The organism is Aphanothece sacrum FPU1 (genome assembly GCF_003864295.1).
Lineage (GTDB): Bacteria > Cyanobacteriota > Cyanobacteriia > Cyanobacteriales > Microcystaceae > Aphanothece_B > Aphanothece_B sacrum.
In genome coordinates this window covers 823,894-847,838 of sequence record NZ_BDQK01000013.1, presented here as the reverse complement: position 1 = coordinate 847,838, position 23,945 = coordinate 823,894, and the positions used below count along the sequence as shown (strand labels likewise).

Annotated in this window: 29 protein-coding genes, 1 tRNA gene and 1 other annotated feature; of the genes, 10 read left to right on the top strand and 20 right to left on the bottom strand. The window is 37.0% G+C overall.

Going from position 1 to position 23,945, the window contains the following annotated elements; all coding sequences use genetic code 11:
* Nucleotides 1-64 precede the first annotated feature (64 nt).
* The 12 genes from AsFPU1_RS14715 to AsFPU1_RS14660 form a co-directional block, all read right to left on the bottom strand.
* On the bottom strand, nucleotides 65-427 hold the full coding sequence (locus AsFPU1_RS14715; protein WP_174715384.1) for a hypothetical protein: 363 nt from the start codon (nucleotides 425-427) through the stop codon (nucleotides 65-67).
* 132 nt (nucleotides 428-559) lie between these two features.
* Complete coding sequence (aroH, locus tag AsFPU1_RS14710) at nucleotides 560-1,033, bottom strand: chorismate mutase (RefSeq protein WP_124975548.1); 474 nt, start codon at nucleotides 1,031-1,033, stop codon at nucleotides 560-562.
* Complete coding sequence (sppA, locus tag AsFPU1_RS14705; protein ID WP_124975546.1) at nucleotides 1,002-1,820, bottom strand: signal peptide peptidase SppA; 819 nt, start codon at nucleotides 1,818-1,820, stop codon at nucleotides 1,002-1,004. Before sppA ends, aroH begins: the two co-directional genes overlap by 32 nt.
* A 90-nt stretch (nucleotides 1,821-1,910) precedes the next feature.
* Nucleotides 1,911-2,987, bottom strand: coding sequence for a dTDP-glucose 4,6-dehydratase (rfbB, locus tag AsFPU1_RS14700; RefSeq protein ID WP_124975544.1), 1,077 nt, complete (start codon nucleotides 2,985-2,987; stop codon nucleotides 1,911-1,913).
* 33 nt (nucleotides 2,988-3,020) lie between these two features.
* Nucleotides 3,021-3,386 (bottom strand): shikimate dehydrogenase, encoded by a 366-nt coding sequence (locus tag AsFPU1_RS14695; protein ID WP_124975542.1) that lies wholly within the window; start codon nucleotides 3,384-3,386, stop codon nucleotides 3,021-3,023.
* 41 nt (nucleotides 3,387-3,427) lie between these two features.
* Nucleotides 3,428-4,030, bottom strand: coding sequence for a Uma2 family endonuclease (locus AsFPU1_RS14690; RefSeq protein ID WP_172957516.1), 603 nt, complete (start codon nucleotides 4,028-4,030; stop codon nucleotides 3,428-3,430).
* 42 nt (nucleotides 4,031-4,072) lie between these two features.
* Entirely contained in the window at nucleotides 4,073-4,939 is an 867-nt protein-coding gene (locus AsFPU1_RS14685) for a DUF6492 family protein (RefSeq protein WP_124975540.1), read from the bottom strand.
* A gap of 76 nt (nucleotides 4,940-5,015) precedes the next feature.
* Nucleotides 5,016-6,089, bottom strand: a complete 1,074-nt coding sequence (locus AsFPU1_RS14680; RefSeq protein WP_124975538.1) for a glucose-1-phosphate thymidylyltransferase — start codon at nucleotides 6,087-6,089, stop codon at nucleotides 5,016-5,018.
* 103 nt (nucleotides 6,090-6,192) lie between these two features.
* On the bottom strand, nucleotides 6,193-7,197 hold the full coding sequence (locus AsFPU1_RS14675) for a sulfotransferase domain-containing protein (RefSeq protein ID WP_125061129.1): 1,005 nt from the start codon (nucleotides 7,195-7,197) through the stop codon (nucleotides 6,193-6,195).
* Nucleotides 7,198-7,260: 63 nt separating this feature from the next.
* A complete protein-coding gene (gene rfbD / locus AsFPU1_RS14670) occupies nucleotides 7,261-8,142 on the bottom strand; it encodes a dTDP-4-dehydrorhamnose reductase (RefSeq protein ID WP_124975534.1) in 882 nt (293 codons plus the stop codon).
* A gap of 69 nt (nucleotides 8,143-8,211) precedes the next feature.
* Nucleotides 8,212-8,946 (bottom strand): 4'-phosphopantetheinyl transferase family protein, encoded by a 735-nt coding sequence (locus AsFPU1_RS14665; protein WP_124975532.1) that lies wholly within the window; start codon nucleotides 8,944-8,946, stop codon nucleotides 8,212-8,214.
* A gap of 63 nt (nucleotides 8,947-9,009) precedes the next feature.
* The gene (locus tag AsFPU1_RS14660; RefSeq protein WP_124975530.1) at nucleotides 9,010-10,104 is read right to left on the bottom strand and encodes a sensor histidine kinase; all 1,095 of its coding nucleotides are present in this window, start codon (nucleotides 10,102-10,104) and stop codon (nucleotides 9,010-9,012) included.
* 284 nt (nucleotides 10,105-10,388) lie between these two features.
* Between AsFPU1_RS14660 and AsFPU1_RS14655 the strand changes: the two genes are divergently transcribed.
* Nucleotides 10,389-12,188 carry an aspartate kinase gene (locus tag AsFPU1_RS14655; RefSeq protein ID WP_124975528.1) on the top strand — a complete coding sequence of 600 codons (1,800 nt, stop codon included), beginning with the start codon at nucleotides 10,389-10,391 and terminating at the stop codon, nucleotides 12,186-12,188.
* Between the two features lie 48 nt (nucleotides 12,189-12,236).
* On the opposite strand, the gene AsFPU1_RS14650 is transcribed toward AsFPU1_RS14655, so the two are convergent.
* Nucleotides 12,237-12,965: a hypothetical protein gene (locus tag AsFPU1_RS14650; protein ID WP_124975526.1), complete on the bottom strand. Its 729-nt coding sequence runs from the start codon at nucleotides 12,963-12,965 to the stop codon at nucleotides 12,237-12,239.
* 244 nt (nucleotides 12,966-13,209) lie between these two features.
* Nucleotides 13,210-13,830, bottom strand: coding sequence for a Uma2 family endonuclease (locus AsFPU1_RS14645; RefSeq protein ID WP_124975524.1), 621 nt, complete (start codon nucleotides 13,828-13,830; stop codon nucleotides 13,210-13,212).
* Between the two features lie 179 nt (nucleotides 13,831-14,009).
* Here AsFPU1_RS14645 and AsFPU1_RS14640 point away from each other — a divergent pair, with 179 nt between their 5' ends.
* Nucleotides 14,010-14,297 carry a hypothetical protein gene (locus AsFPU1_RS14640; protein WP_124975522.1) on the top strand — a complete coding sequence of 96 codons (288 nt, stop codon included), beginning with the start codon at nucleotides 14,010-14,012 and terminating at the stop codon, nucleotides 14,295-14,297.
* Nucleotides 14,298-14,310: 13 nt separating this feature from the next.
* On the opposite strand, the gene AsFPU1_RS14635 is transcribed toward AsFPU1_RS14640, so the two are convergent.
* From AsFPU1_RS14635 to AsFPU1_RS14625, 3 genes are read right to left on the bottom strand one after another with little or no spacing between them, the layout of a single operon-like run.
* The gene (locus tag AsFPU1_RS14635) at nucleotides 14,311-14,745 is read right to left on the bottom strand and encodes a DUF29 family protein (RefSeq protein ID WP_124975520.1); all 435 of its coding nucleotides are present in this window, start codon (nucleotides 14,743-14,745) and stop codon (nucleotides 14,311-14,313) included.
* Nucleotides 14,746-14,781: 36 nt separating this feature from the next.
* Nucleotides 14,782-15,219, bottom strand: coding sequence for a hypothetical protein (locus AsFPU1_RS14630; protein ID WP_124975518.1), 438 nt, complete (start codon nucleotides 15,217-15,219; stop codon nucleotides 14,782-14,784).
* On the bottom strand, nucleotides 15,220-17,103 hold the full coding sequence (locus AsFPU1_RS14625; RefSeq protein ID WP_124975516.1) for a sensor histidine kinase: 1,884 nt from the start codon (nucleotides 17,101-17,103) through the stop codon (nucleotides 15,220-15,222).
* A 400-nt stretch (nucleotides 17,104-17,503) separates the two neighbouring features.
* On the opposite strand from AsFPU1_RS14625, the gene rplS reads away from it, so the two are divergent.
* From rplS to rplL, 8 genes are all read left to right on the top strand, one after another.
* Nucleotides 17,504-17,866 (top strand): 50S ribosomal protein L19, encoded by a 363-nt coding sequence (rplS, locus tag AsFPU1_RS14620; RefSeq protein ID WP_124975514.1) that lies wholly within the window; start codon nucleotides 17,504-17,506, stop codon nucleotides 17,864-17,866.
* Nucleotides 17,867-17,966: 100 nt separating this feature from the next.
* Nucleotides 17,967-18,039, top strand: a tRNA-Trp gene (locus tag AsFPU1_RS14615).
* Between the two features lie 67 nt (nucleotides 18,040-18,106).
* Nucleotides 18,107-18,343, top strand: coding sequence for a preprotein translocase subunit SecE (gene secE, locus AsFPU1_RS14610; protein WP_124975512.1), 237 nt, complete (start codon nucleotides 18,107-18,109; stop codon nucleotides 18,341-18,343).
* Nucleotides 18,343-18,960 carry a transcription termination/antitermination protein NusG gene (gene nusG, locus AsFPU1_RS14605; RefSeq protein ID WP_124975510.1) on the top strand — a complete coding sequence of 206 codons (618 nt, stop codon included), beginning with the start codon at nucleotides 18,343-18,345 and terminating at the stop codon, nucleotides 18,958-18,960. The genes secE and nusG overlap by 1 nt, the downstream gene beginning before the upstream one ends.
* Nucleotides 18,961-18,969: 9 nt before the next feature.
* Nucleotides 18,970-19,392 (top strand): 50S ribosomal protein L11, encoded by a 423-nt coding sequence (gene rplK / locus AsFPU1_RS14600; protein WP_124975508.1) that lies wholly within the window; start codon nucleotides 18,970-18,972, stop codon nucleotides 19,390-19,392.
* Nucleotides 19,393-19,451: 59 nt separating this feature from the next.
* Nucleotides 19,452-20,168, top strand: a complete 717-nt coding sequence (rplA, locus tag AsFPU1_RS14595; protein ID WP_124975506.1) for a 50S ribosomal protein L1 — start codon at nucleotides 19,452-19,454, stop codon at nucleotides 20,166-20,168.
* A gap of 73 nt (nucleotides 20,169-20,241) precedes the next feature.
* Nucleotides 20,242-20,370 (top strand) — a sequence feature (ribosomal protein L10 leader region).
* Nucleotides 20,371-20,463: 93 nt separating this feature from the next.
* Nucleotides 20,464-21,018, top strand: a complete 555-nt coding sequence (rplJ, locus tag AsFPU1_RS14590; RefSeq protein ID WP_124975504.1) for a 50S ribosomal protein L10 — start codon at nucleotides 20,464-20,466, stop codon at nucleotides 21,016-21,018.
* 86 nt (nucleotides 21,019-21,104) lie between these two features.
* A complete protein-coding gene (gene rplL / locus AsFPU1_RS14585) occupies nucleotides 21,105-21,503 on the top strand; it encodes a 50S ribosomal protein L7/L12 (RefSeq protein WP_124975502.1) in 399 nt (132 codons plus the stop codon).
* Between the two features lie 128 nt (nucleotides 21,504-21,631).
* On the opposite strand, the gene AsFPU1_RS14580 is transcribed toward rplL, so the two are convergent.
* From AsFPU1_RS14580 to AsFPU1_RS14570, 3 genes are all read right to left on the bottom strand, one after another.
* Complete coding sequence (locus tag AsFPU1_RS14580; RefSeq protein ID WP_124975500.1) at nucleotides 21,632-21,997, bottom strand: DUF4351 domain-containing protein; 366 nt, start codon at nucleotides 21,995-21,997, stop codon at nucleotides 21,632-21,634.
* Between the two features lie 33 nt (nucleotides 21,998-22,030).
* Entirely contained in the window at nucleotides 22,031-22,987 is a 957-nt protein-coding gene (locus tag AsFPU1_RS14575; RefSeq protein ID WP_124975497.1) for an MDR/zinc-dependent alcohol dehydrogenase-like family protein, read from the bottom strand.
* A 113-nt stretch (nucleotides 22,988-23,100) separates the two neighbouring features.
* Nucleotides 23,101-23,664 carry a Uma2 family endonuclease gene (locus tag AsFPU1_RS14570; RefSeq protein ID WP_124975495.1) on the bottom strand — a complete coding sequence of 188 codons (564 nt, stop codon included), beginning with the start codon at nucleotides 23,662-23,664 and terminating at the stop codon, nucleotides 23,101-23,103.
* Nucleotides 23,665-23,945 lie beyond the last annotated feature (281 nt).

Below are 23,945 nucleotides of genomic sequence, written 5' to 3'. Positions count from 1 at the left end.
ATGAATTATGAATTATGAATTATGAATTATGAATTATGAATTATGAATTATCAAATTTTAGAGTTTAATCAGGTACACTATAATTTGCTATTGTTTTTTGTTCATCTGTTGAATTGATTAAATACTTTAAAATGCCGACTATTTGGCTGATATTATCAATAAAATAATCGTTCAAATCAACTTCTATAATTTTATCAATCAATCGTAAAAACTTCCAATTAGTTCCAGTTGTAACTACTCCATAGATTTGAAAAATATGATTATTTTTTCTTTCATTAAATATGTGAGCAGCAATCATTTCAGCCATACATTGAGGTAGTCCATTTTGAATATTATCATTTTTGGCTTCAACTAAGGCAACAACAGGAGTTTTAATTAATAGTTGTTCAGGAGAGCGACTAATTAGAAAATCACAAAATCCATTCAAACCTTTTTCTGAATCTATATTAAATTCTTTTCCTGAAAAAAAACTAATTTGATAATTAAACTGCTTTCTTAATTCTACTAAAATAGGAGTTACAATTAACTCAGAACGAGCTTTTTCAGTATTAAGAGAATTTCATGACACAGAAGAAGAAGCATGAGTTAAACTCCAATCAGGTCTAAGATGACAAGCATCTCGTAAATAAGAGTGATAAATCTCTTTTTGAGGTAAGGGGGTATTAAGATGAATTAACACTCGAATACAGCGTTTTAAACTGCCTTCAACCTGCATTTGTTGTACATCTAATAAGGGAACAGTATCCCACTGAGGACGTTGACGAGCGATCGCGGCCGGAAAGATAGCATCAAGATCGCCAGTAGCGGTAAATGTTACACTAACAATGTCTTCGGGATCGAATTGGTTACGGGACTCGATCGCATCTAATAGTTCTGTGACAGCTTGTGCGATCGCTTCTTTGGTATTATCTGAAGCGGTGGTTGCTCCGCGAATTCCCCGTACTTTCCAAATACCCACTGTGTCTTCCTCCGACCCGTAATATTTAATTGTATCATCATGTTTAAGGTCGATACAACCATAAGGGCTGACCATTAGTCGCTAATTCAAATTCTAGCCAATCTATAGCCGATCCTATCTTTGATTTAGTTTTATTACGGGAAAAAAAACGATTCCAGACAGATTTCGGTTCTTCAATGGTATAACATTGAGCCTTATCTGGGTTAAGTCCCGCTAATTCGGCTGCCCAGAGGCGAGCATCTTCTTCTGTCCCTAAGCGATCAACTACTCCTAATTCTAAGGCCTGTTGTCCAGTAAAAATACGTCCATCAGCAAAACTTTTGACTTTTTCTATTTCTAGATTACGACCTTGAGCAACAGTAGAGACAAATTGTTGATAACTCACATCGATCATTTCTTGAAGAATGGTTTGTTCTTCGGTGGTTAATTCTCGATCAAATGAGAGAATATCTTTGTAAGGGCCTGATTTAATTACTTTAAAGGATACGCCAATTTTAGCAAGTAATACTTCTAGATTATTGCCTCTTAAAATTACGCCAATACTTCCAGTAATAGTTCCAGGGTTAGCAACAATATATTGCGCTCCTACCCCAATATATACCCCACCAGAAGCGGAAATATTACCAAAACTGGCGACAATTTTTACATCTTGACGTAAACGTTTGAGGGCCTCATAAATTTCTTGAGAATCTCCGACTGTTCCTCCAGGAGAGTCAATTCTCAATAATAAAGCCGGAAATTTCTTTTCTTTAACCGTTTTTAGGGCTTGAAGAACATTTTTACGAGTTTCTGAGCCAATAGCTCCGGTAATTTCAATTCTAGCAATTTGTTTACTCGGTCTAGGTTTAAAAGGCCAAATCATAAGCAAGTGAGAGGTTGTAGGTATCTATAATGTACCTTCATTTTGACAGATTTTGTGTAGATGCTAGAAATTGTCTTGGAGATGTCTATTTTATCCATAAACTTTTTGATAATATTCTTGATATTCTTGTGATAATAAGGGTTGCCACCAATCTTGATTATCTAAATACCATTGAATGGTTTTTCTTAAACCTCCTTCTACTGTTTCTTGAGGTATCCAACCTAATTCTGTTTTAATTTTAGTGGCATCAATGGCATAACGTCGATCATGGCCTGCCCTATCTTTAACAAAGGTAATTAATTTTTGAGCAGGTTTAACAGGTAAATTAGGGGCTAATTCATCCATTAAGTCACATAATATGGTCACTAAATCAATATTTTTAACCTCATTATTGCCCCCAATATTATAAGTTTCTCCTGGTTTTCCTTGGTTAATTACTGTCTCTAATGCTGAACAATGATCCCCTACATATAACCAATCTCTGATATTTTGTCCGTCTCCATATACGGGTAAAGGCTTACCTAATAAAATATTAATACACATCAAAGGAATTAATTTTTCAGGGAAGTGATAAGGTCCATAATTATTAGAACAATTCGTAATAATTGTGGGGACATTATAGGTATGATAATAAGCTCTTGCTAGGTGATCACTTCCTGCTTTTGAGGCAGAATAAGGACTATTAGGAGCATAGGGAGTTGTTTCTGTAAAAGCGGGATCATCGGCTTCTAAACTGCCATAAACTTCGTCCGTAGACACATGAAGAAAACGGTAATTTTTGGGTTTATCTTTGCTATTCCAATATTGACGAAAACTTTCTAATAAGGTAAAAGTTCCAATGACATTGGTTTGAATAAAAGCATCGGGACTAATAATAGAGCGATCAACATGAGATTCTGCCGCAAAATGAGCCACAATATTGATATTTTCTTCTTTTAAAAGATTATCAATTAACTGGCGATCGCATATATTTCCTTCAATAAATTTAAAGTTTTCTCTGTCTTCTAAACTAGCTATATTTTGACGATTTCCCGCATAAGTTAAGGCATCTAAAACAATAACATGAGAATCAGGATATTGGTAACACCAATGATGAACAAAGTTGGAACCGATAAATCCTGCACCACCCGTAATTAAAATACTTTTTTTTTCTTCAGAAAGTAACATAAGCTCACTCAAAATATTCTAGATTTTTATTAATTAATTTAAGGAGATATTAGGAACAAGACGGAAAAGTAAAGTCAATAAAGCAGTTGCCACCGCTACAACAATCGGAACAATTAGAGAACGAAAACCTTGCAAATCAGAAATTGCCTTAACCATTGTAGATTGTTCATTTTCTACCTTTTCCAATCGCTTGTCCATACTGCTAACTTTTTCAGTTAGGGTTGCTTGTCCTACTTCTAAATTGGTGAGACGTTCATCAATTCTATCTAATTTTGTCTCAAACTTTTCGTCTATCCGATCTAATTTTGTCTCAAACTTCTCGTCTATCCTGTCTAATTTATCCTCAATACGCTTTAAAACTTCCTCTATTGAATAGGTAACGGTGACAGGTTCATTCATGGGTTAAACTCCTAATAGATTCTATGTATCGACGCATTTAATCACCAAATAGTATTCATTTGTAAGATGAAACCTGGCAAAACTGGATCGCCAATCACAGTAGTTGGATTTTCTAAACATTCTACTTCTATTTGGGGGCGGTAAATATAGACTCGGTGATTTTTCCGATCAATTAACCAACCTAATTTTACCCCGTTATCGATATATTCTTTAAGTTTATCCTGAAGTGATTGAAGTTGATCACTAGGGGAACGTATTTCAACGACAAAATTAGGAGCAATAGGAGCAAATCTAATTCTCTGTTCTTGAGGAATAGAATTCCATTTTTCTAAAGTCATCCAAGCTGCATCAGGAGAACGATCTGCACCATTAGGCAGTTTAAACCCTGTAGATGAATCAAACCCAATTCCTGTGCCATTATCATCAGTCCAATTGGCAAGTTGTTGACTCAGTTTAAAGTTACGATTTCCGGTTTCTGATCCTGCAGGGGGCATAATTATTAATTCTCCCTTAGGGTTGCGCTCAATGCGATAATCTCGGTTTAATTGACACAAAGCGAAGAATTGTTCGTCTGTCATGTCGAGGGCAGGCGACATTTGTAAAACCAAAGGTGTGTTCTCAGTCGATAAAGTAGTAGGTATCATCTTTCAAGTTTCCGCTAAGATGGGTTAAATCAATTCAATATCTTATTGATTTTTATCTACTGATTTTAACAGTTTTTCATAGCGTTTGACTGATATTTTAGCTTTGGCAGATATCATAACAGAAACTTGACTAGGAAGAAGTCCGGTAAAAAACTTTCCTAATTCTTCATCTTCTAGATTATCTGTTTTCCAGTATTCCTGACAAATACTGGTTTGATCGTAAAAATGCTCTGCTTTCTCTTTTAAAATGTAATCCACAAAAACTCCATACAAGACATATTCAGACAACTTACTTTGATTACATAAAACTTCAATATATGATCGTCTAGTGATTTGTTCTATTCGTTGATGCATTTTTAACACATTTTCTCGCTTCCAGGTAATTAAATTACCGATATAACCATCGGGATAGTTTTGGGGAGTTAAACCAAGAATATTGCTAGCGGTTTCATACCAAGAAGTAAATGAATCAGTTGTCTTTCTCTGGTTAACGGGCTTGAATAATCTAACTTTATCTCCTCTGATAAAGGTGTTTAAATCAAATTTCCTAACAAATGCAACATCAGAATCAATAAAAACTAAAACATCTTGCTCAAGATATTCTGACACAGCAATTTTAGTAATTTGTTGAATTATCCAATTACGAACTGGTAAACTTTTAAAACTAATCCATCCATTTTTCAATCCGGGTATTTTCTTTATCCACCAGGGTAAAATAGATTCTACAGCAATAATTTCTGTGTTTCGTTTTTTAAGTTTATTAAATAAAGTTAAATCTTTTTTGTCAACAATAATATAATGAGTATAATCAGAATTTACAGATTTTTCAATGCTCCATGACAACAATTCACATCGCTCGAAATCAGGAGAGTAGCTTAAAGTAATTACGCCAAATTTTTGTTGTTTCATAACTCAAAATTTTTCCATTAATTTAATACTAATCACCAATATTTACCTGCCAGAATACTCCTTATATGGACATACATTAAACTAACTCAATGTGAGAATCATCTCCCACCATAAACCGCAATGCTTTCGGTCGTTGAGGAGCCATTTCTAGTTTAGCACGTCGCCCAATCAAACTGTCAACAATTCGTTGATGAATTTCGACAATTTTTGCGCCTTCTAAAATAACACTATGTTCAAGATCAGCATCAATTAAAGTCGCGTTATCACCAATACTGGTATAAGGGCCAATAAAACAGTTTTCTATGTGACAATTTTGACCAATAATTACAGGTCCGCGAATCGTACTATTAATTATTTTAGAGCTTTTTTCTATATGTACCCGTCCGCTAATTTGACTTTTCTCGTCAACTTCTGCCTCAACAACTATATCTAATTTATTATCTAAGATAATCCGATTTGCTTCTAATAAATCATCTTTTTTCCCTGTATCTAACCACCATCCCTCTAGTTTTAATGCTTCTACTGTTTTTTGAGTATCAATTAATTCCTGAATAGCATCAGTAATTTCTAATTCTCCCCGCGCTGAGGGTTTAATTGAGGCAATGGCATCATGAATGGTAGGAGAGAAAAAATAAACCCCCACTAAAGCTAAATTTGATGGGGGAACTTTTGGCTTTTCAACTAACTGTAAAACCCGTCCTTGTTCATCAACTTTCGCCACACCAAAAGCAGTCGGATTAGGTACAGAACGTAATAAAATTAAGCCATCAAGGTGTTTACTTTTAAACTCATCTAAAAAGCTATTTAAACTGTCTTGAATTAGGTTATCTCCCAAATACATAATAAAGGGAGAATCTCCTAAAAAGGGTTGAGCTACTTTAACCGCATGAGCTAACCCTAAAGGATGATCTTGAACGATATAGGTAATCTTAGCTCCAAATCGCTCCCCATTTCCTGTTTTTTCTGCAATTTCTTCGCCAGTTTCAGGACTAATAATAATGCCAATATCCGTAATTCCTGCGGCTACAATTGATTCAATTCCATACCACAAAATAGGTTTATTAGCAACAGGAACTAATTGCTTTGCCCCTGTATAGGTTAAGGGGCGTAATCTAGTTCCTTTTCCACCCGAAAGAATCAGTGCTTTCATGATTAATTTTATTGAATTTACTTGTTAATGTCTAATCTAGTCTACTTGTTTACTAGGCTCCTTGAGCCTTGTTTATAATTAAATTTTAGCATCGACAAGTAGCTTAATTCCATAATCCTAAATTTACTCCTTTTTGAAAACATTTGCTACTCTGAACAATTTCTCTGACTGTGTTTTGGTCTTCTTCAGACATTTTATCTTTCCATTTATCGCGCACTTGTTTTGAGTCTCTATATATCGTAAAATATTTATTAATCATTCCAAATTCTTTTATCAATGATTGTTTCGGGGAAGAAGATGTACTCTTTTCTATAAAATCAATGGTTTTTTGGTGCAAGTCTAATCCAAAATGTCCTAACACTTTTTCCGCTACTGCCAAAGTATTATCGACTAATTCTTCGTAAATTACCACTAGACCATGGGGGGAATCTTGACAAGCTAAGAAGGATTCTTCAACTTCGATATACCAAAGCAAGGCTTGTTTTGCGGCCATTGTCATATTTTCTATGTTTCCTTCATATTTTTCTGCTAATTTAGGTTGATATTCCTTAAGTAAATTATTGATAATTCCCAGTCTTCCTGTTGACATTAAAAATAGATTTTGACCTTTTATAAGTGAAGATATAACAGCACAAGGATGACGCACCATATAAACAATTGGCATCCGAGTGTTATCGATTAAATTCTTCGGAATCTCAATATATCCCACCTCTTTAAAAATTAATAATGGACTCTGTGTCGGAGTGTACATTTCTCTAAAAAGCATCCTTAAAATATTATTTTTTCTAGCCAAAGGATATAATAATGGGCGACCTATAGGAAATCGGGAAGAAAAATTTTTTTCAAAAAATGGAGGTTTATCAATTTCTGGATAAGCAGGAAGTAAGCTTTTATACATATGAATTATGTCCTGCTCTGAAATTTGATTGGATTTTAAAATCTTTATTAACTCAGCTATGTCTTGATTGTTTTTTTGTAATCGATGAAATGGCTCAAATCGATAGACAACATCAGGGTGACTATTAAGAATAGAACCAAGCCAAGTTGTTCCACTTCTTCCTGTCCCAAATATAGCACCAATGTTAGTTTTATCTAGTTGATTGTTCATGATTTCTTGTTCTAAATCTTTTATTCTTTACTAATTATGTAACAATAATAATCGCTTTCAGGCTCATTGCTCTAACATTTGTTTGAGCATTTGTTTGAGAGAATTACGCCAATAAGGAGCATAATTCCTTAAGATAGAGGTAATTTTTTGTCCTGATAAAACTGAATAAGCAGGACGTTTAGCAGGAGTCGGATAATCAGAGGTTGTAATCGGAACAACTTGATTAACTTTTATCGGAAAACCAAGGGTTTGAGCTTCTTCAAAAATGGCTACAGCAAAATCATACCAGCTAGCGACTCCACTATTAGTAAAATGATAAATTTCAGAGGTATTTCTTACGTTGGAATTTGCTAATAAATTAGCGATCGCATTAGCAATATCTTGAGCATAAGTTGGGCTACCCACTTGATCAGCCACGATACGTAGTTGTTCTCTTTCTTGCCCTAACTTTAGCATAGTTTTGACAAAATTACTTTTTCCATAGGTTCCATAAACCCAAGCTGTTCTTAAGATAGCATAAGCATTAGTGTGTTTTTCTATACCTTTTTCTCCGGCTAGTTTAGACTGTCCATAGATACTAAGAGGATGAGTGGTATCAGTTTCAAAATAAGGGGTATTTTTAGTTCCATCAAAGACATAATCGGTAGAAACCTGTAGCAAAAAAGCTCCTATTTTTTGAGCTTCTTCTGCCATAATAGTAGGAGCTATTCCATTAATAGCAAAGGCTAAATCTGGTTCACTTTCCGCTTTATCTACAGCCGTATAAGCGGCCGAATTAACAATAATATTAGGTTGATTTTTTTGGATAGTTTGACGAATTTGATCTGGTTGGGACAAGTCCATCATTTGACGAGTAATTCCAATGACCTCTCCCAATGGTTTGAGGGTGTATTGTAACTCTTGACCGAGTTGTCCGTTACTACCTGTGAGTAAAATTTTTGTCATGAGGTCTTTAGACAATAAATTATTATCAATTATACACGATTTGGGAATAATTGTTAAGGAGGATAATACCTAAAAAACTGATTGATTGAGTTCCCAATATTTTAAGGCACAGTGGTTCCCTTGAACAACAACAGATGCTAGATATCCCGTTTGAGGGGTTAGGGTGAATAATGTCCAGTCTGTCAAGGGTTTTCCACTGTGGGGAAGGGCTAAAAATTTAGGCTTTGTCTTTAAGGATACGAAAATTTGATCTAATCCCCCTGATATTCCTTCTCCTGTTGCTTTTAAATAGGCTTCTTTTGCTGTCCATAATTGAAAAAATGTTTGTTCTTTTTCTGGGGAAGTTAAAGGACGAATTATTTCATATTCTTGGGGACAAAAAAAGCGTTTGGCTAGTTGTTCGGCATCGGGTATAGGACTATTATATTCTACATCTACTCCTATTAAGCGATCGCGGGTAATTCCATAAAGTGCTAATTCTTCTGAATGAGACACATTAAATTCTAATTTATTGGGGTTTATGTCTTTAATAAGTGTGGGTTTACCACGGGAACTATATTCAAATTTTATTTGATTAGGAGCTATCTTTAAGTAATTACTTAAAATGATTTTAAGGGTAGTTCTAGCTACGATAAACCGTCTTTGATGTTGTGCCAATACAAATCTTTTGGCTTTAGTTTGTTCTTCTTCATTGAGGATATTAAAAAGAGTCTTAATTTCCTGATCTGATGATTCCAATTTCCTCCGCCATAAATGAATATCTGAGGAGTTTATTTCTATATTATCAGGAGCATTATACCACATTTTTTGACAATCCAATAATTATATAAAATATCTTTATTTATCTAGTATTAGGTGAAAATTTTCTCAGGCAACGGGAAGAAAAAAGCGAAAGATACTGCCTTTTCCGACTTCGCTTTCAACTTCAATTGTTCCTCCTTGCAATTCTACCAGACGACGTGTAATTGCTAGTCCAATTCCTGTACCTCCAGAATAACTTGATCGGGATTTATCGGCGCGCCAAAATCGTTCAAAAACAAAGGGTAAATCTTCTGGTTTAATGCCAATTCCTGTATCGGTAACAGCAATCCAAACTCGATGACGATTGCGCCAAGCTTGAACCGTAATTGTTCCTTTTTCTGTATAACGAATGGCATTTCCTAATAAGTTAACTAAAATTTGTTCGGTGCGATCGCTATCTGCTAAAACCGGAGGTAAATCTGAGGAATAATCTAATTTAATTATGGGGCCATCATCCATAATTTGATCGGCAAATTTTTCTACTAATGATTTTAATAAAGGAACCAAAGAAATCGGCTGGACACTAATTGATAAATATCCTGCTTCTACTTGAGAAAGTTCTTGCAAATCATGAATTAATCTTTCTAAACGTCTGGTTTCTTTAACTAAGCGTAAATAAAGCTCGGAAGATGGTTCTATTGAGCCACTAGCTAATTCTTCTAAATAACCTCTAATAACCGTTAAAGGGGTTCGTAATTCATGAGTCATATCGCCAATTAATTCTCGTCTTCTTTGCTCCACATTCTCTAAACTACTAGCCATTAAATTAAAACTATTGCCCAATTGATTCCACTCAGGAATCTCACTAACTGGCATCCTTTCATGTAAATTTCCTGCGGCTAACTTTTGGGTGATGTCCTTCATTTGATTTAAAGGTTTCATAATCCGTTTAGAAGCCCAATAACTGAGTATTCCGGCGGCACTAGCACCAGAAATAAGCGACCAAACAGCACTATTATCCCAAGCAGTTTCAAAGCCTTTTACTAATAAAGTCCGAGCCGAACGAACAGTAAACAATCCTCGTCTTTCTAATTGTTCTAACCGTACAATAAACATACCAGGAGAAGATAACTTAGCAATACAAATAAAACTGCCTAATCCTACTACCATAACCAGTAAATGAGATAAAAATAATCGAGTTCCTAGACTAAGTTTTGCCATTTGAAATAAATAGTACTGGCGGGTTGTGATATAGTCGTAATGCTTTAATAATAGGGGGCGGGTTTATTTAGTTTGTTTGTGAGAATCATTGATTTATGTAAAAAACCCTCCGGCGGGTTTATCTAGTTTGCTTGTGAGAATCATTGATTTATGTAAAAAACCCGCCCTTACCGTCTTCTTCTATATGATCAAATGTAACAAAAAATCTACCATGACCTGTAAATTTTGCTAACTTATTGATTGATAGATTATTATTTTTCCTGTCATAGAATCTAGACAAAATTATGGCTTTAATTGTCCAAAAGTATGGAGGCACTTCTGTTGGTTCAGTAGAACGGATACAAATAGTAGCCCGACGCATCCAAAAAACGGCCCAAGGGGGTAACGCAGTAGTAGTTGTTCTCTCGGCTATGGGCAAAACTACTGATACTTTAGTCAATTTAGCCCAAGAAATCACCTCTAATCCGTCTCGTCGAGAAATGGATATGTTACTATCCACAGGAGAACAGGTTTCCATCGCCCTGATGAGTATGGCCCTGCAAGGGTTAGGACAACCGGCCATCTCTCTAACTGGGGCCCAAGTGGGCATTGTCACCGAAGCGCAACATAGTCGCGCCCGTATCCTTTCCATTAAACCTGATCGTATCCAAAAACATCTAGAATTGGGTCAAGTTGTAGTTGTCGCAGGTTTTCAAGGTATTAGTACCGGAGATGATCTAGAAATTACGACTTTGGGTCGTGGGGGTTCTGATACTTCGGCAGTTGCCCTAGCAGCAGCTTTAAAAGCCAATTATTGCGAAATTTACACTGATGTACCCGGTATCCTCACCACTGACCCCAGAATTGTCCCAGATGCCCAATTAATGGCAGAAATCACCTCTGATGAGATGTTAGAATTAGCCAGTTTAGGGGCTAAAGTATTACATCCCCGGGCCGTGGAAATTGCCCGTAATTATGGAATTCCTTTAGTAGTACGCTCAAGTTGGAGTGAGGCCCCAGGAACTTGGGTTAATTCTCCTATACCAAAGGCGAGATCTTTAGAAGGGTTAGAACTTACTAAAGCGGTTGATGGGGTGGAATTCGACGGTGATCAAGCAAAAGTGGCCTTATTACGAGTTCCTGATAGGCCAGGTATTGCGGCCCGCTTATTTGGGGAAATTTCCCATCAAAAGGTCGATGTAGACTTAATTATTCAATCCATCCATGAAGGCAATACCAATGATATCGCCTTTACTGTGATGAAAAATGTCTTAACCCAAGCTGAAGCAGTGGCCGAAGCTATTGCCCCTGCTTTACGTACTCAACTGGCTAATACTCATGAAGCAGAGGTATTAGTAGAAAAAGGGGTAGCTAAAATTGCGATTGCCGGGGCCGGAATGATTGGCCGGCCAGGAATTGCCGCTAAGATGTTTAAAACGTTGGCCGAGGCGGGTATTAACATTGAAATGATTGCTACCTCGGAAGTTAAAGTAAGTTGTGTTATTGCTCAAGAAAATGGCGATCGCGCGATTCAAGCTTTATGTGATGCTTTTGAGGTGGAATTATCTACTCATCCGGTGTCGTGCAAATCAATAGATAGTTGTCTCCCTGTGCGTGGGGTAGCATTGGATACGAAACAAGCTCAAATCGGCATCCGTCATGTTAAAGATCGTCCGGGGATGGCTGCTAATATTTTCGGCATTTTAGCGGAAAAAAACATCAGTGTAGACACCATTATTCAATCCCAACGTTGTCGTATTATCAAGGGAATGCCCACCCGTGACATTGCCTTTACGGTTGCCCAAATCGATGTAGAAGCCGCCCGTATCGCCTTAGAAACCTTGGCTATGGACTTTGATGAGGTGACGGTGGATACGGACATTGCTAAAGTGAGTATTGTGGGGGCTGGTATGGTGGGACAACCAGGGGTAGCAGCCAAGTTTTTTGACGCTTTAGCTAGGGAAAAAATCAACATTAAAATGATCGCCACCTCAGAAATTAAAATTAGTTGTGTGGTGGGGAAAGAAGATGGTGTCAAAGCCTTAAAAGCTGTGCATCAAGCCTTTGATTTAGCAGGGAAAGAAACTGTAGACGTTCCTGCTTAACACTCCCTCGCCGTTCTACGGCGAGGATTCTTAATATGATAATTAACTTTAAAGACTTGCCAGAGGAACGTGAGTTTTAAAAGTCCAGCACTGTTGTAAAAAAGACTCTGCTTCGGGTGTTCCAAATGTTACCCCATCTGGCAATTTTACCTCTTTAGGAGCTTTAGGAAGAGGCATTAATCCATAAACCTTAAAAGCTTCATTTGACCAGGATAAATCTCCTTGAGCATCTTGTTTAAAGTAGAGAGTCCCATGAGGCATTTTTAAATGAGATAAAAAGGCAGGTGCTGAAGGATTGCCATAGGGTTTAATGCGAATAACTCCCCCATAATTATCTTCATAAAAGATTTGAATATAGGGAATAATTGAATTACCATTAGCCTCATTGGTTGTTACTTTAATCGTTTTTTTCCATTCTCCATCTGTTGATTGATAAAGTTGAGAAAAACCATCAGATTCGGGAGTCAATCCATTTTTATCAAGGATAAAATAATTGGATTTTCCTTCAGTGATTCTTTGCTCAATTTCGGCGGGTGATTTTTTTTCAATGGGGACTTCAAAAATGATATCCACATTAGAATCTTCGTGAAATGAGTCTGCTAAATTGATAAATTTTTCTTTCGCTTGTTTAGTATTAATAGAAAGCTGACTCTCTTGAAAAAGTGACTTATCACAGGTAATCCCTTGAGTCACTTGTGCTTGTGTGATTGGCTGCTTAAAGAAAATCATTAAGAACATCAACACTGTTATGCAGAATACTTTTAATTTCCCTTGCATTGTTCACTCCTTATCTATAATTGGTCATCGGTAATTATATCATATTAAGAGTATATTAGAGATTAGTAGATAATAAGTAGGGACACAAAGTTAATTACCTAAAATTTGTAGTAGGGGCGGGTTTTTCTTAACCCGCCGGAGGCTTTTTTACATAAATCCATGATTCTCACAAGAAAACTAGATAAACCCGCCGGAGGCTTTTTTACATAAATCCATGATTCTCACAAGTTGTGTTCCTTATAGTTTATTGTCCTACTTGAACAATTTGCTTAACTGTCAGATCTAAATCTGGAAAAGTAGGTGATACTAGACAATTATCACCTTTAAATTGAGTGACTTGATATTCCCCATCAATTAATTGATAAATAAATACTGTCGGTTCTTTAGGATTACCAATAAAATTACGTCCCCCTAAAGCAGCATAATCAATAATCCAATATTCAGGGATACCCATTTCTTCATAATCAGCCCGTTTTTTGAAATAATCATCCCGCCAATTAGTGCTAACAACTTCTACAATAAGTTTAACTGACTCTGCATTTTCAATAATTGATTCACTCTCCCAACGTGGCTCATTAATAATCAATTCTTGGTTTAAAATAATAATATCCGGTTCATAGCCAGACTTTTCATTGCTAGGCTTAACAATAGATTCCCTGGGAATTGTCCAAATGCCTCGCTTCCCTATCTGTTTAATATTGAAAATTAATTCTTCTATGAGGAAACCTGTGACATTTGAATGTTTTCCTGTGGGTTTTGGCATCTCAATAATAATTCCGTCATGGAGTTCATAGCGTTGGCCTGTGTTGGGATACCAGGTAATAAAATCATCGAAAGTAACAAATTTAGTGGAGGTTTGAACCATAATTTACCTCTTTTACTGGTTAATATATTTTAGCAGAAACTCTTTTAGAGTACATCAAACAATGCGATCGCTAATCTGTAGGTTGGGTTGAGGAACGAAACCCAACCATCATAACCCCATTCTTTACAGAAGGATTACCCAAGCTAAAATAGAGTAATCAAACAAAATCAATAAAACCGATGAATTTAGATAATGAACGTTTAACAGATTTAAGTATTGAGGAATTAGAAGCCCTCGCTAACAGTAGTTTAGTGCCAAAAACTCAAGCTAAACTTAATGAATTACTCGCTAAAAATATTAATGATCAACTTTCTACAAAAGAACAAATAACCCTAGATAACTTATTACAACAAATTGATTACCTTAATATCTTAAAGACCAGAGCAAAATATACCTTAAACTGTCCTCAAATGATTCGAGTTCGTAAAATGTGGGTTAAACTGGGTGAACATCCTCCTCGAATCTAGTGCGATCGCTGATTTATTCCCCCACTGTTGCTAAAATTAACTGCATCGCTTGTTTAATAATTTCAGAACGGTCAACCATAGAAGCAATTTCTTCAACTTCATAACGACCCTCAAAAGCTTCGACTGCCGCACCCGATAAAGCAATTCTATAGGCATTTTCTACTGCCTGTCTCAACTCCTCAGATGACAAATAATTGCCACCTGCTTTGCGTCGCTTATTGGTTTTCTGAATTTCATAAACCGCGTTTTCAATCGATAAATCCCAAGAACGAGTAGAGCGTTTTTCTGCTGCTCTTTTAATCAAATGTAACAAGAGTATTTTAGCATAGCTTGATATCTTATTAATTTTGTCATCTTTGCTCATCTCCGTCATTTCCTCCACCATTAGCAAAGCATCAGCGATATTTCCTGCTAATAGCAAATCCTTGAGTTCTAATAATTCTTCCATTACATATTTCTCCTAAGTTTAATTCTTTCAAATTACTTATTTACAATGTTTTTTTAGAAGGGACAAAACTAATTCAAAAGCATTCGGTTGAGTTTGGACAGTATAAGCTTCCCTTTCTAAATCTTTTCTATGTATATCTTGATAACGATTAAAAAAAGGTCGAGCATAATTAATTGGTTCAAGGTCAAGATTTAATAAAGTTATTTTACCTTTACCTGCACAAACTTGAGCCGCATGAGTCCCTTCATGAATTAACGTAGGTACAGCAATTTGTAAATCAAAAACTACAGGGTTAATCCAGATTTTTTTAGCATCAGGTCTTAATAATCCATAGGCCCCTTGTTGTGGAGGTAACTCAATTAATACTTGAAAACCATAAAGTTCTAATTGCTTTTTTAATACCATAAATTGCTGTTCTTGACTCGGTATTTGAGCCAAAAATATTAAAGAACTTAAGACAAAATTATCTAACATTTATTCCTTGACATCTCCTGTTACTAATGGTAAACAAATTTCGACTCTTGTTCCTAACCCTAACCCTGGACTGGATAACGTAATAGTACCTCCCATTAATTCCATAAAATTACGAGAAATTGCTAAGCCTAAGCCCGTTCCGCTATACTTACGGGTTTTGGAAGCATCTATCATCACAAATGGACGAAAAAGTTTATCTTGTTGGGCCGGATCAATCCCAATTCCCGTATCTTTGATTATAATATATACCTGTTTATTATCATCTTTGATTTTTATTTCAGTGGCAATTGTAATACTTCCTTTATCCGTAAATTTAATCGCATTACTAATAATATTTAGAATAACTTGTTTAAGTTTGGAAGGATCAGCATTAACAAAAATTTCTTGTTTATTATCAATAATATTTAACGTTAAATCTTTAGTTTGAATAGGAGCAATTTGTAGATAAACCACTTCTAATAATAACTGATTAATGTCACAAAGTTCAATTTTAATTGAAAGATGACCCGCTTCAATTTTAGCCAAATCTAAAACATCATTAATAATTTTTAATAGATGAATAGCAGATTCTTCAGCTTGTGACAAAAATTCTAATTCTTCTTCACGAGAATCACAAAACCCCTGTTTGATAATATGGATACAGCCAATAATTCCATTAAGAGGAGTTCTTAATTCATGAGATGTTGTTGCTAAAAACTCACTTTTAAGACGGTTAGCATTTTGTGCTTCTTGCCATGATAATACAATTTCTTCACCCCATAATTTTAGTCGTTCAACCATATCATTAATAGCCATACCTAATTGATTTAATTCCCGAATTTTAAAGTTAATAGGGATAGTTTCTTTAGCATTAATAGTATCTTTATTAAGAGCATAATCTCGTAACTTTTCTACCGGACGGGATAACTCCCAAGCAATATAAAGAATAGCTAACAAACTGACCATTGCTAAAGCAAAAATCATCCACAATAAGACTCGTTTAATTTCTGATAAAGGAGAAAGGGCATATTCTAAGGGAGAAACCGCTAGAATGACCCATTTTTCTCCTTTATCTTGAGTCACTGGACTGGGAATCGAACTATAACCTGCTACTACTTCTAAGCCATTTTTGTCCAGAGAAAATAAATGTAAAAAATTGGGTTGTCCAGCGATGGCCCTTCCCATTAAACTCTCAATACGATCTGTATCATCTTCCTGTTTAATGTTATGTCCTATGCGTTCCGATAAAGGATGGACTAAAATTACTCCATACTGAGTGATAATGACGGGATATCCTGTGAGAAAACCAGGATTAATTTTATTTTTTTTGAGCAAAGTTGATTGAATTTTTAGCGCATATCTTAATTGTCCTTGACTGTCATAAACAGGTGCTGTTAATAATAAAACAAACTGAGACTGATTCGATGAATTAAAAGAAGATTTCTTAGGAGGCAAAAGTTGAATAATAATCTGCTCAGGACTCGTTAATAATTGAGTTTGTTTTTTGGGCCACAAAGTTTTATTATTAGAAGTCAAAGGAGATTTTTGACAAGTGTTAGCAATTAATTTTTGACTCGTTAAATTTTTTAATTGAATACATTTAATTTCTGTGGCCAGTGTAGTAGTAAGTTGTTCAATAAACTTTTGCTTATCCTGTAGAGATCCAGCTTTAAGAACCACACTATCACTAGCGGTTACTAAGGTTCCTTGTAACCCTTCAATAGACTGACGAATACTTTCACCTTGACGAATGGAACTTTGGGTTAAATTTTGTCTTGCTGTTTCCAAAAAAGCAGAACGGGCTTTACGATAAGTGACATAAACTCCCATCAATAAAACGGGAACACTTACTAATAATAAGCGAGATAATAGAATACGACGAAATGATAATTGGCCGACTCCCATATTAATTTTAAAATAGGTTAAATAATAGAAAATATTAACTAATAACGAATCCCAGTTATTATTTGCTATTCTAACTCACTGTCCTTAGTAGGGGGGAATGGCCATCATTAGTGTCAACTTAAAATTAAACCCCAAGACACACAAGCTTTCCCACCATCCCACCCACACCCTGCCAAGGGTGGGGTTAACTGTACAAAGCCAGCATAGGCTGGCTTTGTACAGAAAGTCCGCGCTCGTCGGACTTCGTTGGTATAGCCACAGGCTTTAGCCTGTCAGCGTTTTGGACTAAGTTGACACCAATGAATGGCCATTCGCCCCTACTAACTCTGTCCACCCTTGTTCCCTCCCCTATTGTTCTAAAATAAGGTATAATGAAAAATTGTGAGTTTTTACCCAAACTATGAACGCCGAAAAAATCATCAATGACATAGAAGCAGAATATCTTAATCACACCTTACCGACCATTCACGTAGGTGATACCATTCGGGTAGGTGTGAAGATTGTAGAAGGAGGAAAAGAACGAGTTCAACCCTATGAAGGGACAGTAGTCAGCATGCGTAATGGAGGTATTAGCGAAACCATTACCGTCCGTAAAGTATTCCAAGGAGTAGGAGTAGAACGAGTCTTTCTCTTACACTCCCCACGGATTGACAGTATTACTATAGTACGTCGAGGCAGAGTACGCCGAGCCAAACTCTATTATTTACGCGATCGCGTCGGGAAAGCCACCCGCATCCGGCAACGATTTGATCGCCCCTTATAAAAAGATCCCACAACCGCCTAAACAAAAGAACAAAAAAGAGTCACCTTGCGCTATAATTGAAAAAAGTCAGAGCATAAACCTCAGTTATAGTTCAGGATGTGCGCTCTTAGTTCAGTTGGTAGAACGCAGGTCTCCAAAACCTGATGTCGGGGGTTCAAGTCCTCCAGGGCGCGTTTTTAAGGGTTGAACAATCAGCCAACTAGAAAAGACTGACAACGGTTACGTTGGGGAGGAAACACAGTGGTTAAAAAAGACGGGTCAAAAAAAGACAAAAGCGAGGTTCAACAAGCAAATAGCCAATCGAAATTAGCCAATCTTGTGAACGAGACCAAAGAAGAACTGGTTAAAGTTGTATGGCCCTCTAGACAGCAACTTCTCAGCGAATCAGCGGCCGTAATTTTAATGGTTAGCTTAGTGGCTACAGTCATTTATTTAGTTGATAATCTCTTCAGTTGGGGATCAGGGAAGGTATTTTAATGAGTTTTGCCCAAGATTCATCGCCCGAACTAGAGCAACTCGAACAACAGCAAAAAGCGGCTCGCTGGTATGCCGTTCAAGTCGCTTCTGGCTGTGAAAAACGGGTTAAAGCTAACTTAGAACAGAGAATTCATACCCTAGATGTGGCTAACCGCATCTTACAGGTACAAATTCCGAAAACGCCTACTATTAAAGTCCGTAAAGACGGCTCCCGTCAGCATGGAGATGAAAAAGTCTTCCCTGGCTATGTCCTGGTGAAAATGATTATGGACGATGATGCTTGGCAAGTCGTCAAAAATACCCCGAATGTTATCAACTTCGTTGGAGCAGAACAAAAACGAAGATATGGTAGAGGCAGGGGCCACGTTAAACCAGTGCCACTTAACCCATCCGAAGTGGAACGAATCTTTAGACAAATTGAAATACTAGAACCAGTCGTCAAAATCGACATGGAAATTGGTGATAAAATTCTGGTGCTTTCAGGGCCGTTTAAAGAATTTGAAGGAGAAGTGGTGGAAGTTAGCCCAGAACGGAGTAAACTCAGAGCTTTACTCTCGATTTTTGGACGAGATACCCCAGTTGAACTAGAATTTAATCAAGTTGAGAAGCAAAATTAGCGATTAGCGATGAAAAAAATTTCGGCCATTATTAAACTAGCCCTACCCGCAGGAAAAGCGAACCCCGCTCCCCCAGTCGGCCCGGCCTTGGGTCAACATGGGGTGAACATCATGGCATTCTGTAAAGAATACAATGCCAAAACGGCTGATCAGGTAGGAATGATCATTCCTGTGGAAATATCTGTCTATGAAGATAGAAGCTTCAGTTTTGTCTTAAAAACCCCTCCTGCATCAGTTTTGATCCGTAAAGCAGCCGGAGTCGAAAGAGGTTCTAATCAGCCTAATAAGACCAAAGTAGGCAGTATTAGCACCACTCAACTGCGGGAAATTGCTCAAACCAAAATGCCCGATCTCAATGCCAATGACATTGATGCGGCCATGAATATTGTTGCAGGGACTGCCCGTAACATGGGTATTACCATCAAAGACTAATTTTGTTTATTTATTGGAAGGGGAGAGGCATTGCTTCGTTATTTACCCTCGGAGAAAACATGACCAAAAAAAACTCAAAACGATTCAAAGCAGCCTTAGAGAAAGTCGATCAAAGCAAAACTTATGAACCTTTAGAAGCTCTCCAATTGCTTAAAGATACGGCAACTGCTAAATTTAATGAATCAGCAGAAGCCCATATTCGCCTAGGAATTGACCCTAAATATACGGATCAACAATTACGGACAACGGTTTCCTTACCCAAAGGAACCGGACTAAAAGTACGGGTTGCTGTTATTGCCAGAGGGGAAAAAGTTCAAGAAGCTAGTAATGCGGGAGCCGATATTGTTGGTTCAGAAGAATTAATTGAAGAAATCCTCAAAGGAATGATGGATTTCGAGGTATTAATCGCTACCCCTGATATGATGCCTAAAGTGGCTAAATTAGGTCGTTTATTGGGGCCAAGAGGTTTAATGCCTTCACCCAAAGGGGGAACCGTCACCAGTGATTTAGTCAATGCGATCGCCGAATTTAAAGCAGGGAAATTAGAATTCCGGGCTGATCGAACTGGGATTGTTCATGTTATGTTTGGAAAGGCATCCTTCACCCCAGAAGATTTACTGGCTAATCTCAAAGCCCTACAAGAAACTGTTGATCGTAACCGTCCCTCCGGTGCCAAAGGACGTTACTGGCGCAGTGTTTATGTCTCCGCTTCTATGGGGCCATCAATCCCAGTTGACATAAATGCCTTGCGGGATCTAAAACTGTTAGAGGCATGATCTAACTACCCATTACAATTAAAACAGTAAACAGTTATCAAGGATCATTCTTTACTGATAACTGATAACTGATAACTGTTAAAGGTTTACGCCAAAGACAGCAGGGGCAATAAACGCTTAATGTCCTGCCGAGGTTTAAAGCTTGAAGTAAGGTAACAACAGTGATAAAAAAGGAACTAATTAACCTTTTTTGGCTGGCTTGACCTAATTTCGGCCCCGGCGAAAAGCTAGGGGCTAATTTTTTGCCCGTGGGTAAACTTTCCCAAAACTACAACATCAAGGAGGTGAGAAGACAATGGGAAGAACCAGGGAAAATAAAGGGACGGTAATAGCGCAAATCAAGGAACTCTTGACTGACGCTCAATTAGCCTTTGTAGTTGACTATAAAGGGCTATCCGTTGCCGAAATTACCGACTTGCGTAACCGTCTGCGTCCAACGGGTTCTGTGTGTAAGGTGACTAAAAATACCTTTATGCGCTTAGCTGTTGAAGAAAACGAGACTTGGAAACCGATGACCCAATTTTTATCGGGTTCCTCAGCCTTTGTTCTCGTCAAAGACGATGTCGGCGGTGCTATTAGAGCTTACCAGGCATTTAAGAAAGACACCAAGAAGACTGAATTTCGCGGTGGCGTAATGCAGGGGCAAGCTCTTAATGAGGAGCAAGTCAAAGCGATCGCGGATTTACCGTCCAAAGAGGAATTAATCGCTCAAATTGCTGGTGCTATCAATTCTATCGCTACTAAACTGGCGGTGGGTATCAACGAAGTGCCGTCCTCTGTGGCTCGTGGTATCAACGAAGTACCCAGTTCTTTGGGTCGTGTTGTTGGTGCGATTGCGGCTAAAGAATAGGGCAAAGTCTTTAAAAACTCTGCCCTTGTTTTAAATTGTGTTTGTCTGATTATCCAATTTTTTGATTTATTGTCAAGGAGTAAACTATGTCTGCTGCAACTGATGAAATTCTAGAAAAGCTAAAATCTTTGACCCTGTTAGAAGCTTCTGAATTAGTAAAACAAATTGAGGAAGCATTTGGGGTTAGTGCTGCTGCGCCTGCTGGTGGCATGATGATGATGGCTGCTGGCGCGGCTGGTCCTGCTGCTGCGGCTGAACCTGAAGAGGAGAAAACAGAATTTGACGTAGTTCTCGAAGATGTTCCGGCCGACAAGAAGATTGCTATCCTTAAAGTCGTTCGCGCTATCACTGGTTTAGGCCTCAAAGAAGCTAAAGATTTAGTTGAGTCGGCACCTAAAGCTGTTAAAGAAGCTACTGGCAAAGATGATGCTGAAAATGTCAAGAAACAACTTGAAGAAGCTGGTGCTAAAGTTAGCATCAAGTAAGGTTTCTTTTTCTGTGTGAAAGATTAAGACAGGTATTTTTACCTGTCTTTTTTTGTAGGTGCTTAATACTATAAAACTACTTACCTAGGTTCGATTGTTCATAACCATTTTAAATGCGTAATAGCTTACTAGCTGTTTTTGGCTTGATTGTTTAACCAATACCTCAAATTCTCCACAGTTGAAAAATCTAATAATGCCTCTCCTAATGCTTCAATACTATCCAAATCCAAGGCTTTTATTGTTGCTTCTAAGTTGGCATCAATTGGTGTTATCTTGCGTTTAAGAAGACGTACAATTAACTCTTTTTCTCGTTCTGCGCCTTGTTCAAGTCCCTGTTCAAGTCCCTGTTCAAGTCCTTGTTCAAGTCCCTGTTCAAGTCCCTGTTCAAGTCCTTGTTCAAGTCCCTGTTCAAGTCCTTTTTCAAGTCCCTGTTCAAGTCCCTGTTCAAGTCCCTGTTCAAGTCCCTTTTGCATCCAGCTAGTGGTAATTTGCATAACTTCCTCTTGTTCATTTACTCTAATTGACCCCTAGGAACTAACCTCAACTAATACTTTTAATACCCCTCGACGTTGAGCATGATTAAAGGCTTTTAAACTATCAATTAAAGGATAACGAGCTTGAATTAAAGAAGCAACATCTACTCGGTTATTAGCTAATAATTCTAATGCAGGAACAAAGGGTCCACAACGAGAACCCATAACCGTAATTTCATCGACTACCAAAGCCGAAGCATCTAGGGTTAATTTTCCTGCGTAGGTACTCTTTAAAACCAAAATACCACGAGGAGATAAAGAACGACGAGCAATCTCAAATCCTGCGGGGTTTCCTGTACATTCTACGGCAATATCAAAACTTCTTTCTTTTAGCTCATTTTCTAACCCGGTTTTAATGTTTCTAACGGCTAAATTAGCTAATTTTTCGGGATGACGACCAATAACTAATAAATCACATCCAGTTAAGGCTAAAGTTTGCGCCACTAATTGTCCTAATTTACCATCTCCTACTACTAAAACCCGTTGATTTTCTCCTATTTTTATTTGTTGTTGTATTTCTAAAGCTGCTGCCAAAGGTTCGGTAAAAGTTGCCACATCTGTGCTTATATTATCAGGAACTTTATGTAAATTATTGACAGGTAAAGTGAGATATTCAGCAAAGGCCCCGTTACGATTAACGATACCTAAAACGCTACGGTTTTCGCAATGGGTAGGTGAACCTCCCAAACAGAAACGACATTCACCACAAACCGCATTAATTTCACCAACAACCCGTTGATTAATTAAATGTTGGGGCCCTTTTTCAACAATGCCGACAAATTCATGACCGAGAATACCTTGATAGGGATAATAACCCCGTAATAATTCTAAATCCGTATTACAGACTCCTGCTTGTAGAACTCTTACTAAAGCTTCATTATTAGCAGGTTCGGGAATAGGTAGATCAGTTTTTAATTGTAATCGATTGTTTTCTAACCAGAGTCCTTTCATTTTTTTACTAAGCGATCGCTCTTAATTATCTTACCTAATAATAGCAACAAAATTTACTCATTAAAACTATCTGTAGGGTCAATTCATGAATTGACCCTAAAAAACTGATATATTTACTCTAATAACCAATCTAATATAGACCCTACACTTAAATTAATATTATGAGAAAAAGAAGGAACTGGAAGGATTTGATCTGGTTGATCAAATACCTCTGTTTGTCCTTGAGAAAAATAAACAAAAATCGTTTTTTCTTTAGGATCAATTAACCAACCAATTTGAGTTCCATTATTGAGACAATGGAGAATATTTTTAGTTACTTTTGTCTGACTTTGTGCAGGAGATAAAATTTCAATAGTCCAGTCAGGAGCTATCATAAAAGTATTAGAAACTTCTCCATTTTCGTCACGAGGAATTCTTTCCCAAGTAAAAACAGAAACATCAGGAACGATAGAACGTTCTCCAAAAGTACAACGTAGTTCAACAAAAGCACGCCCTAAGCGTTTAGGCTTCAAAACACTATTGATAGTGGTTATAAGCTCTCCTTGAATGATACTATGTTTTCCCTGTGGCATCGGTTTTTGAATAATTTTACCGTCAATATACTCATTAGCGGGTTTAGCTTCTGGTTGTTGTAGAAACTCCTCTAATGTTAGTATTTTTGATAAAGCTTGCACCATTTTTTTAACCTGAATTTTACTTAAATTATACTTGACTTTTTACGGGATAAAGGATAAAAATTGGCTCATTTTAATGCTATAAACATTTTTTGTATAACCATTTTATTTCTATGGTTAACGATGCTTACCGCCGAATTTAATAGCCTACTAAAAATTGATATCCCAATGTTTAATATAACATTCGATAGCCGTTCCTCTAACCCATAAAAATAATAGGCTCTCCCGACATTTTGGTATAAAATGTATGTCGGAGCTATAATACTGAAGATAGTGGGTTAGAA

Excerpts from the sequence above, each read along its gene's own strand:
- aroH (WP_124975548.1), bottom strand. The coding sequence starts at position 1,033 with ATGGTCAGCCCTTATGGTTGTATCGACCTTAAACATGATGATACAATT.
- sppA (WP_124975546.1), bottom strand. The coding sequence starts at position 1,820 with ATGATTTGGCCTTTTAAACCTAGACCGAGTAAACAAATTGCTAGAATT.
- rfbB (WP_124975544.1), bottom strand. The coding sequence starts at position 2,987 with ATGTTACTTTCTGAAGAAAAAAAAAGTATTTTAATTACGGGTGGTGCA.
- AsFPU1_RS14695 (WP_124975542.1), bottom strand. The coding sequence starts at position 3,386 with ATGAATGAACCTGTCACCGTTACCTATTCAATAGAGGAAGTTTTAAAG.
- AsFPU1_RS14690 (WP_172957516.1), bottom strand. The coding sequence starts at position 4,030 with ATGATACCTACTACTTTATCGACTGAGAACACACCTTTGGTTTTACAA.
- AsFPU1_RS14685 (WP_124975540.1), bottom strand. The coding sequence starts at position 4,939 with ATGAAACAACAAAAATTTGGCGTAATTACTTTAAGCTACTCTCCTGAT.
- AsFPU1_RS14680 (WP_124975538.1), bottom strand. The coding sequence starts at position 6,089 with ATGAAAGCACTGATTCTTTCGGGTGGAAAAGGAACTAGATTACGCCCC.
- AsFPU1_RS14675 (WP_125061129.1), bottom strand. The coding sequence starts at position 7,197 with ATGAACAATCAACTAGATAAAACTAACATTGGTGCTATATTTGGGACA.
- rfbD (WP_124975534.1), bottom strand. The coding sequence starts at position 8,142 with ATGACAAAAATTTTACTCACAGGTAGTAACGGACAACTCGGTCAAGAG.
- AsFPU1_RS14665 (WP_124975532.1), bottom strand. The coding sequence starts at position 8,946 with ATGTGGTATAATGCTCCTGATAATATAGAAATAAACTCCTCAGATATT.
- AsFPU1_RS14660 (WP_124975530.1), bottom strand. The coding sequence starts at position 10,104 with ATGGCAAAACTTAGTCTAGGAACTCGATTATTTTTATCTCATTTACTG.
- AsFPU1_RS14655 (WP_124975528.1), top strand. The coding sequence starts at position 10,389 with ATGGCTTTAATTGTCCAAAAGTATGGAGGCACTTCTGTTGGTTCAGTA.
- AsFPU1_RS14650 (WP_124975526.1), bottom strand. The coding sequence starts at position 12,965 with ATGCAAGGGAAATTAAAAGTATTCTGCATAACAGTGTTGATGTTCTTA.
- AsFPU1_RS14645 (WP_124975524.1), bottom strand. The coding sequence starts at position 13,830 with ATGGTTCAAACCTCCACTAAATTTGTTACTTTCGATGATTTTATTACC.
- AsFPU1_RS14640 (WP_124975522.1), top strand. The coding sequence starts at position 14,010 with ATGAATTTAGATAATGAACGTTTAACAGATTTAAGTATTGAGGAATTA.
- AsFPU1_RS14635 (WP_124975520.1), bottom strand. The coding sequence starts at position 14,745 with ATGGAAGAATTATTAGAACTCAAGGATTTGCTATTAGCAGGAAATATC.
- AsFPU1_RS14630 (WP_124975518.1), bottom strand. The coding sequence starts at position 15,219 with ATGTTAGATAATTTTGTCTTAAGTTCTTTAATATTTTTGGCTCAAATA.
- AsFPU1_RS14625 (WP_124975516.1), bottom strand. The coding sequence starts at position 17,103 with ATGGGAGTCGGCCAATTATCATTTCGTCGTATTCTATTATCTCGCTTA.
- rplS (WP_124975514.1), top strand. The coding sequence starts at position 17,504 with ATGAACGCCGAAAAAATCATCAATGACATAGAAGCAGAATATCTTAAT.
- nusG (WP_124975510.1), top strand. The coding sequence starts at position 18,343 with ATGAGTTTTGCCCAAGATTCATCGCCCGAACTAGAGCAACTCGAACAA.
- rplK (WP_124975508.1), top strand. The coding sequence starts at position 18,970 with ATGAAAAAAATTTCGGCCATTATTAAACTAGCCCTACCCGCAGGAAAA.
- rplA (WP_124975506.1), top strand. The coding sequence starts at position 19,452 with ATGACCAAAAAAAACTCAAAACGATTCAAAGCAGCCTTAGAGAAAGTC.
- rplJ (WP_124975504.1), top strand. The coding sequence starts at position 20,464 with ATGGGAAGAACCAGGGAAAATAAAGGGACGGTAATAGCGCAAATCAAG.
- rplL (WP_124975502.1), top strand. The coding sequence starts at position 21,105 with ATGTCTGCTGCAACTGATGAAATTCTAGAAAAGCTAAAATCTTTGACC.
- AsFPU1_RS14580 (WP_124975500.1), bottom strand. The coding sequence starts at position 21,997 with ATGCAAATTACCACTAGCTGGATGCAAAAGGGACTTGAACAGGGACTT.
- AsFPU1_RS14575 (WP_124975497.1), bottom strand. The coding sequence starts at position 22,987 with ATGAAAGGACTCTGGTTAGAAAACAATCGATTACAATTAAAAACTGAT.
- AsFPU1_RS14570 (WP_124975495.1), bottom strand. The coding sequence starts at position 23,664 with ATGGTGCAAGCTTTATCAAAAATACTAACATTAGAGGAGTTTCTACAA.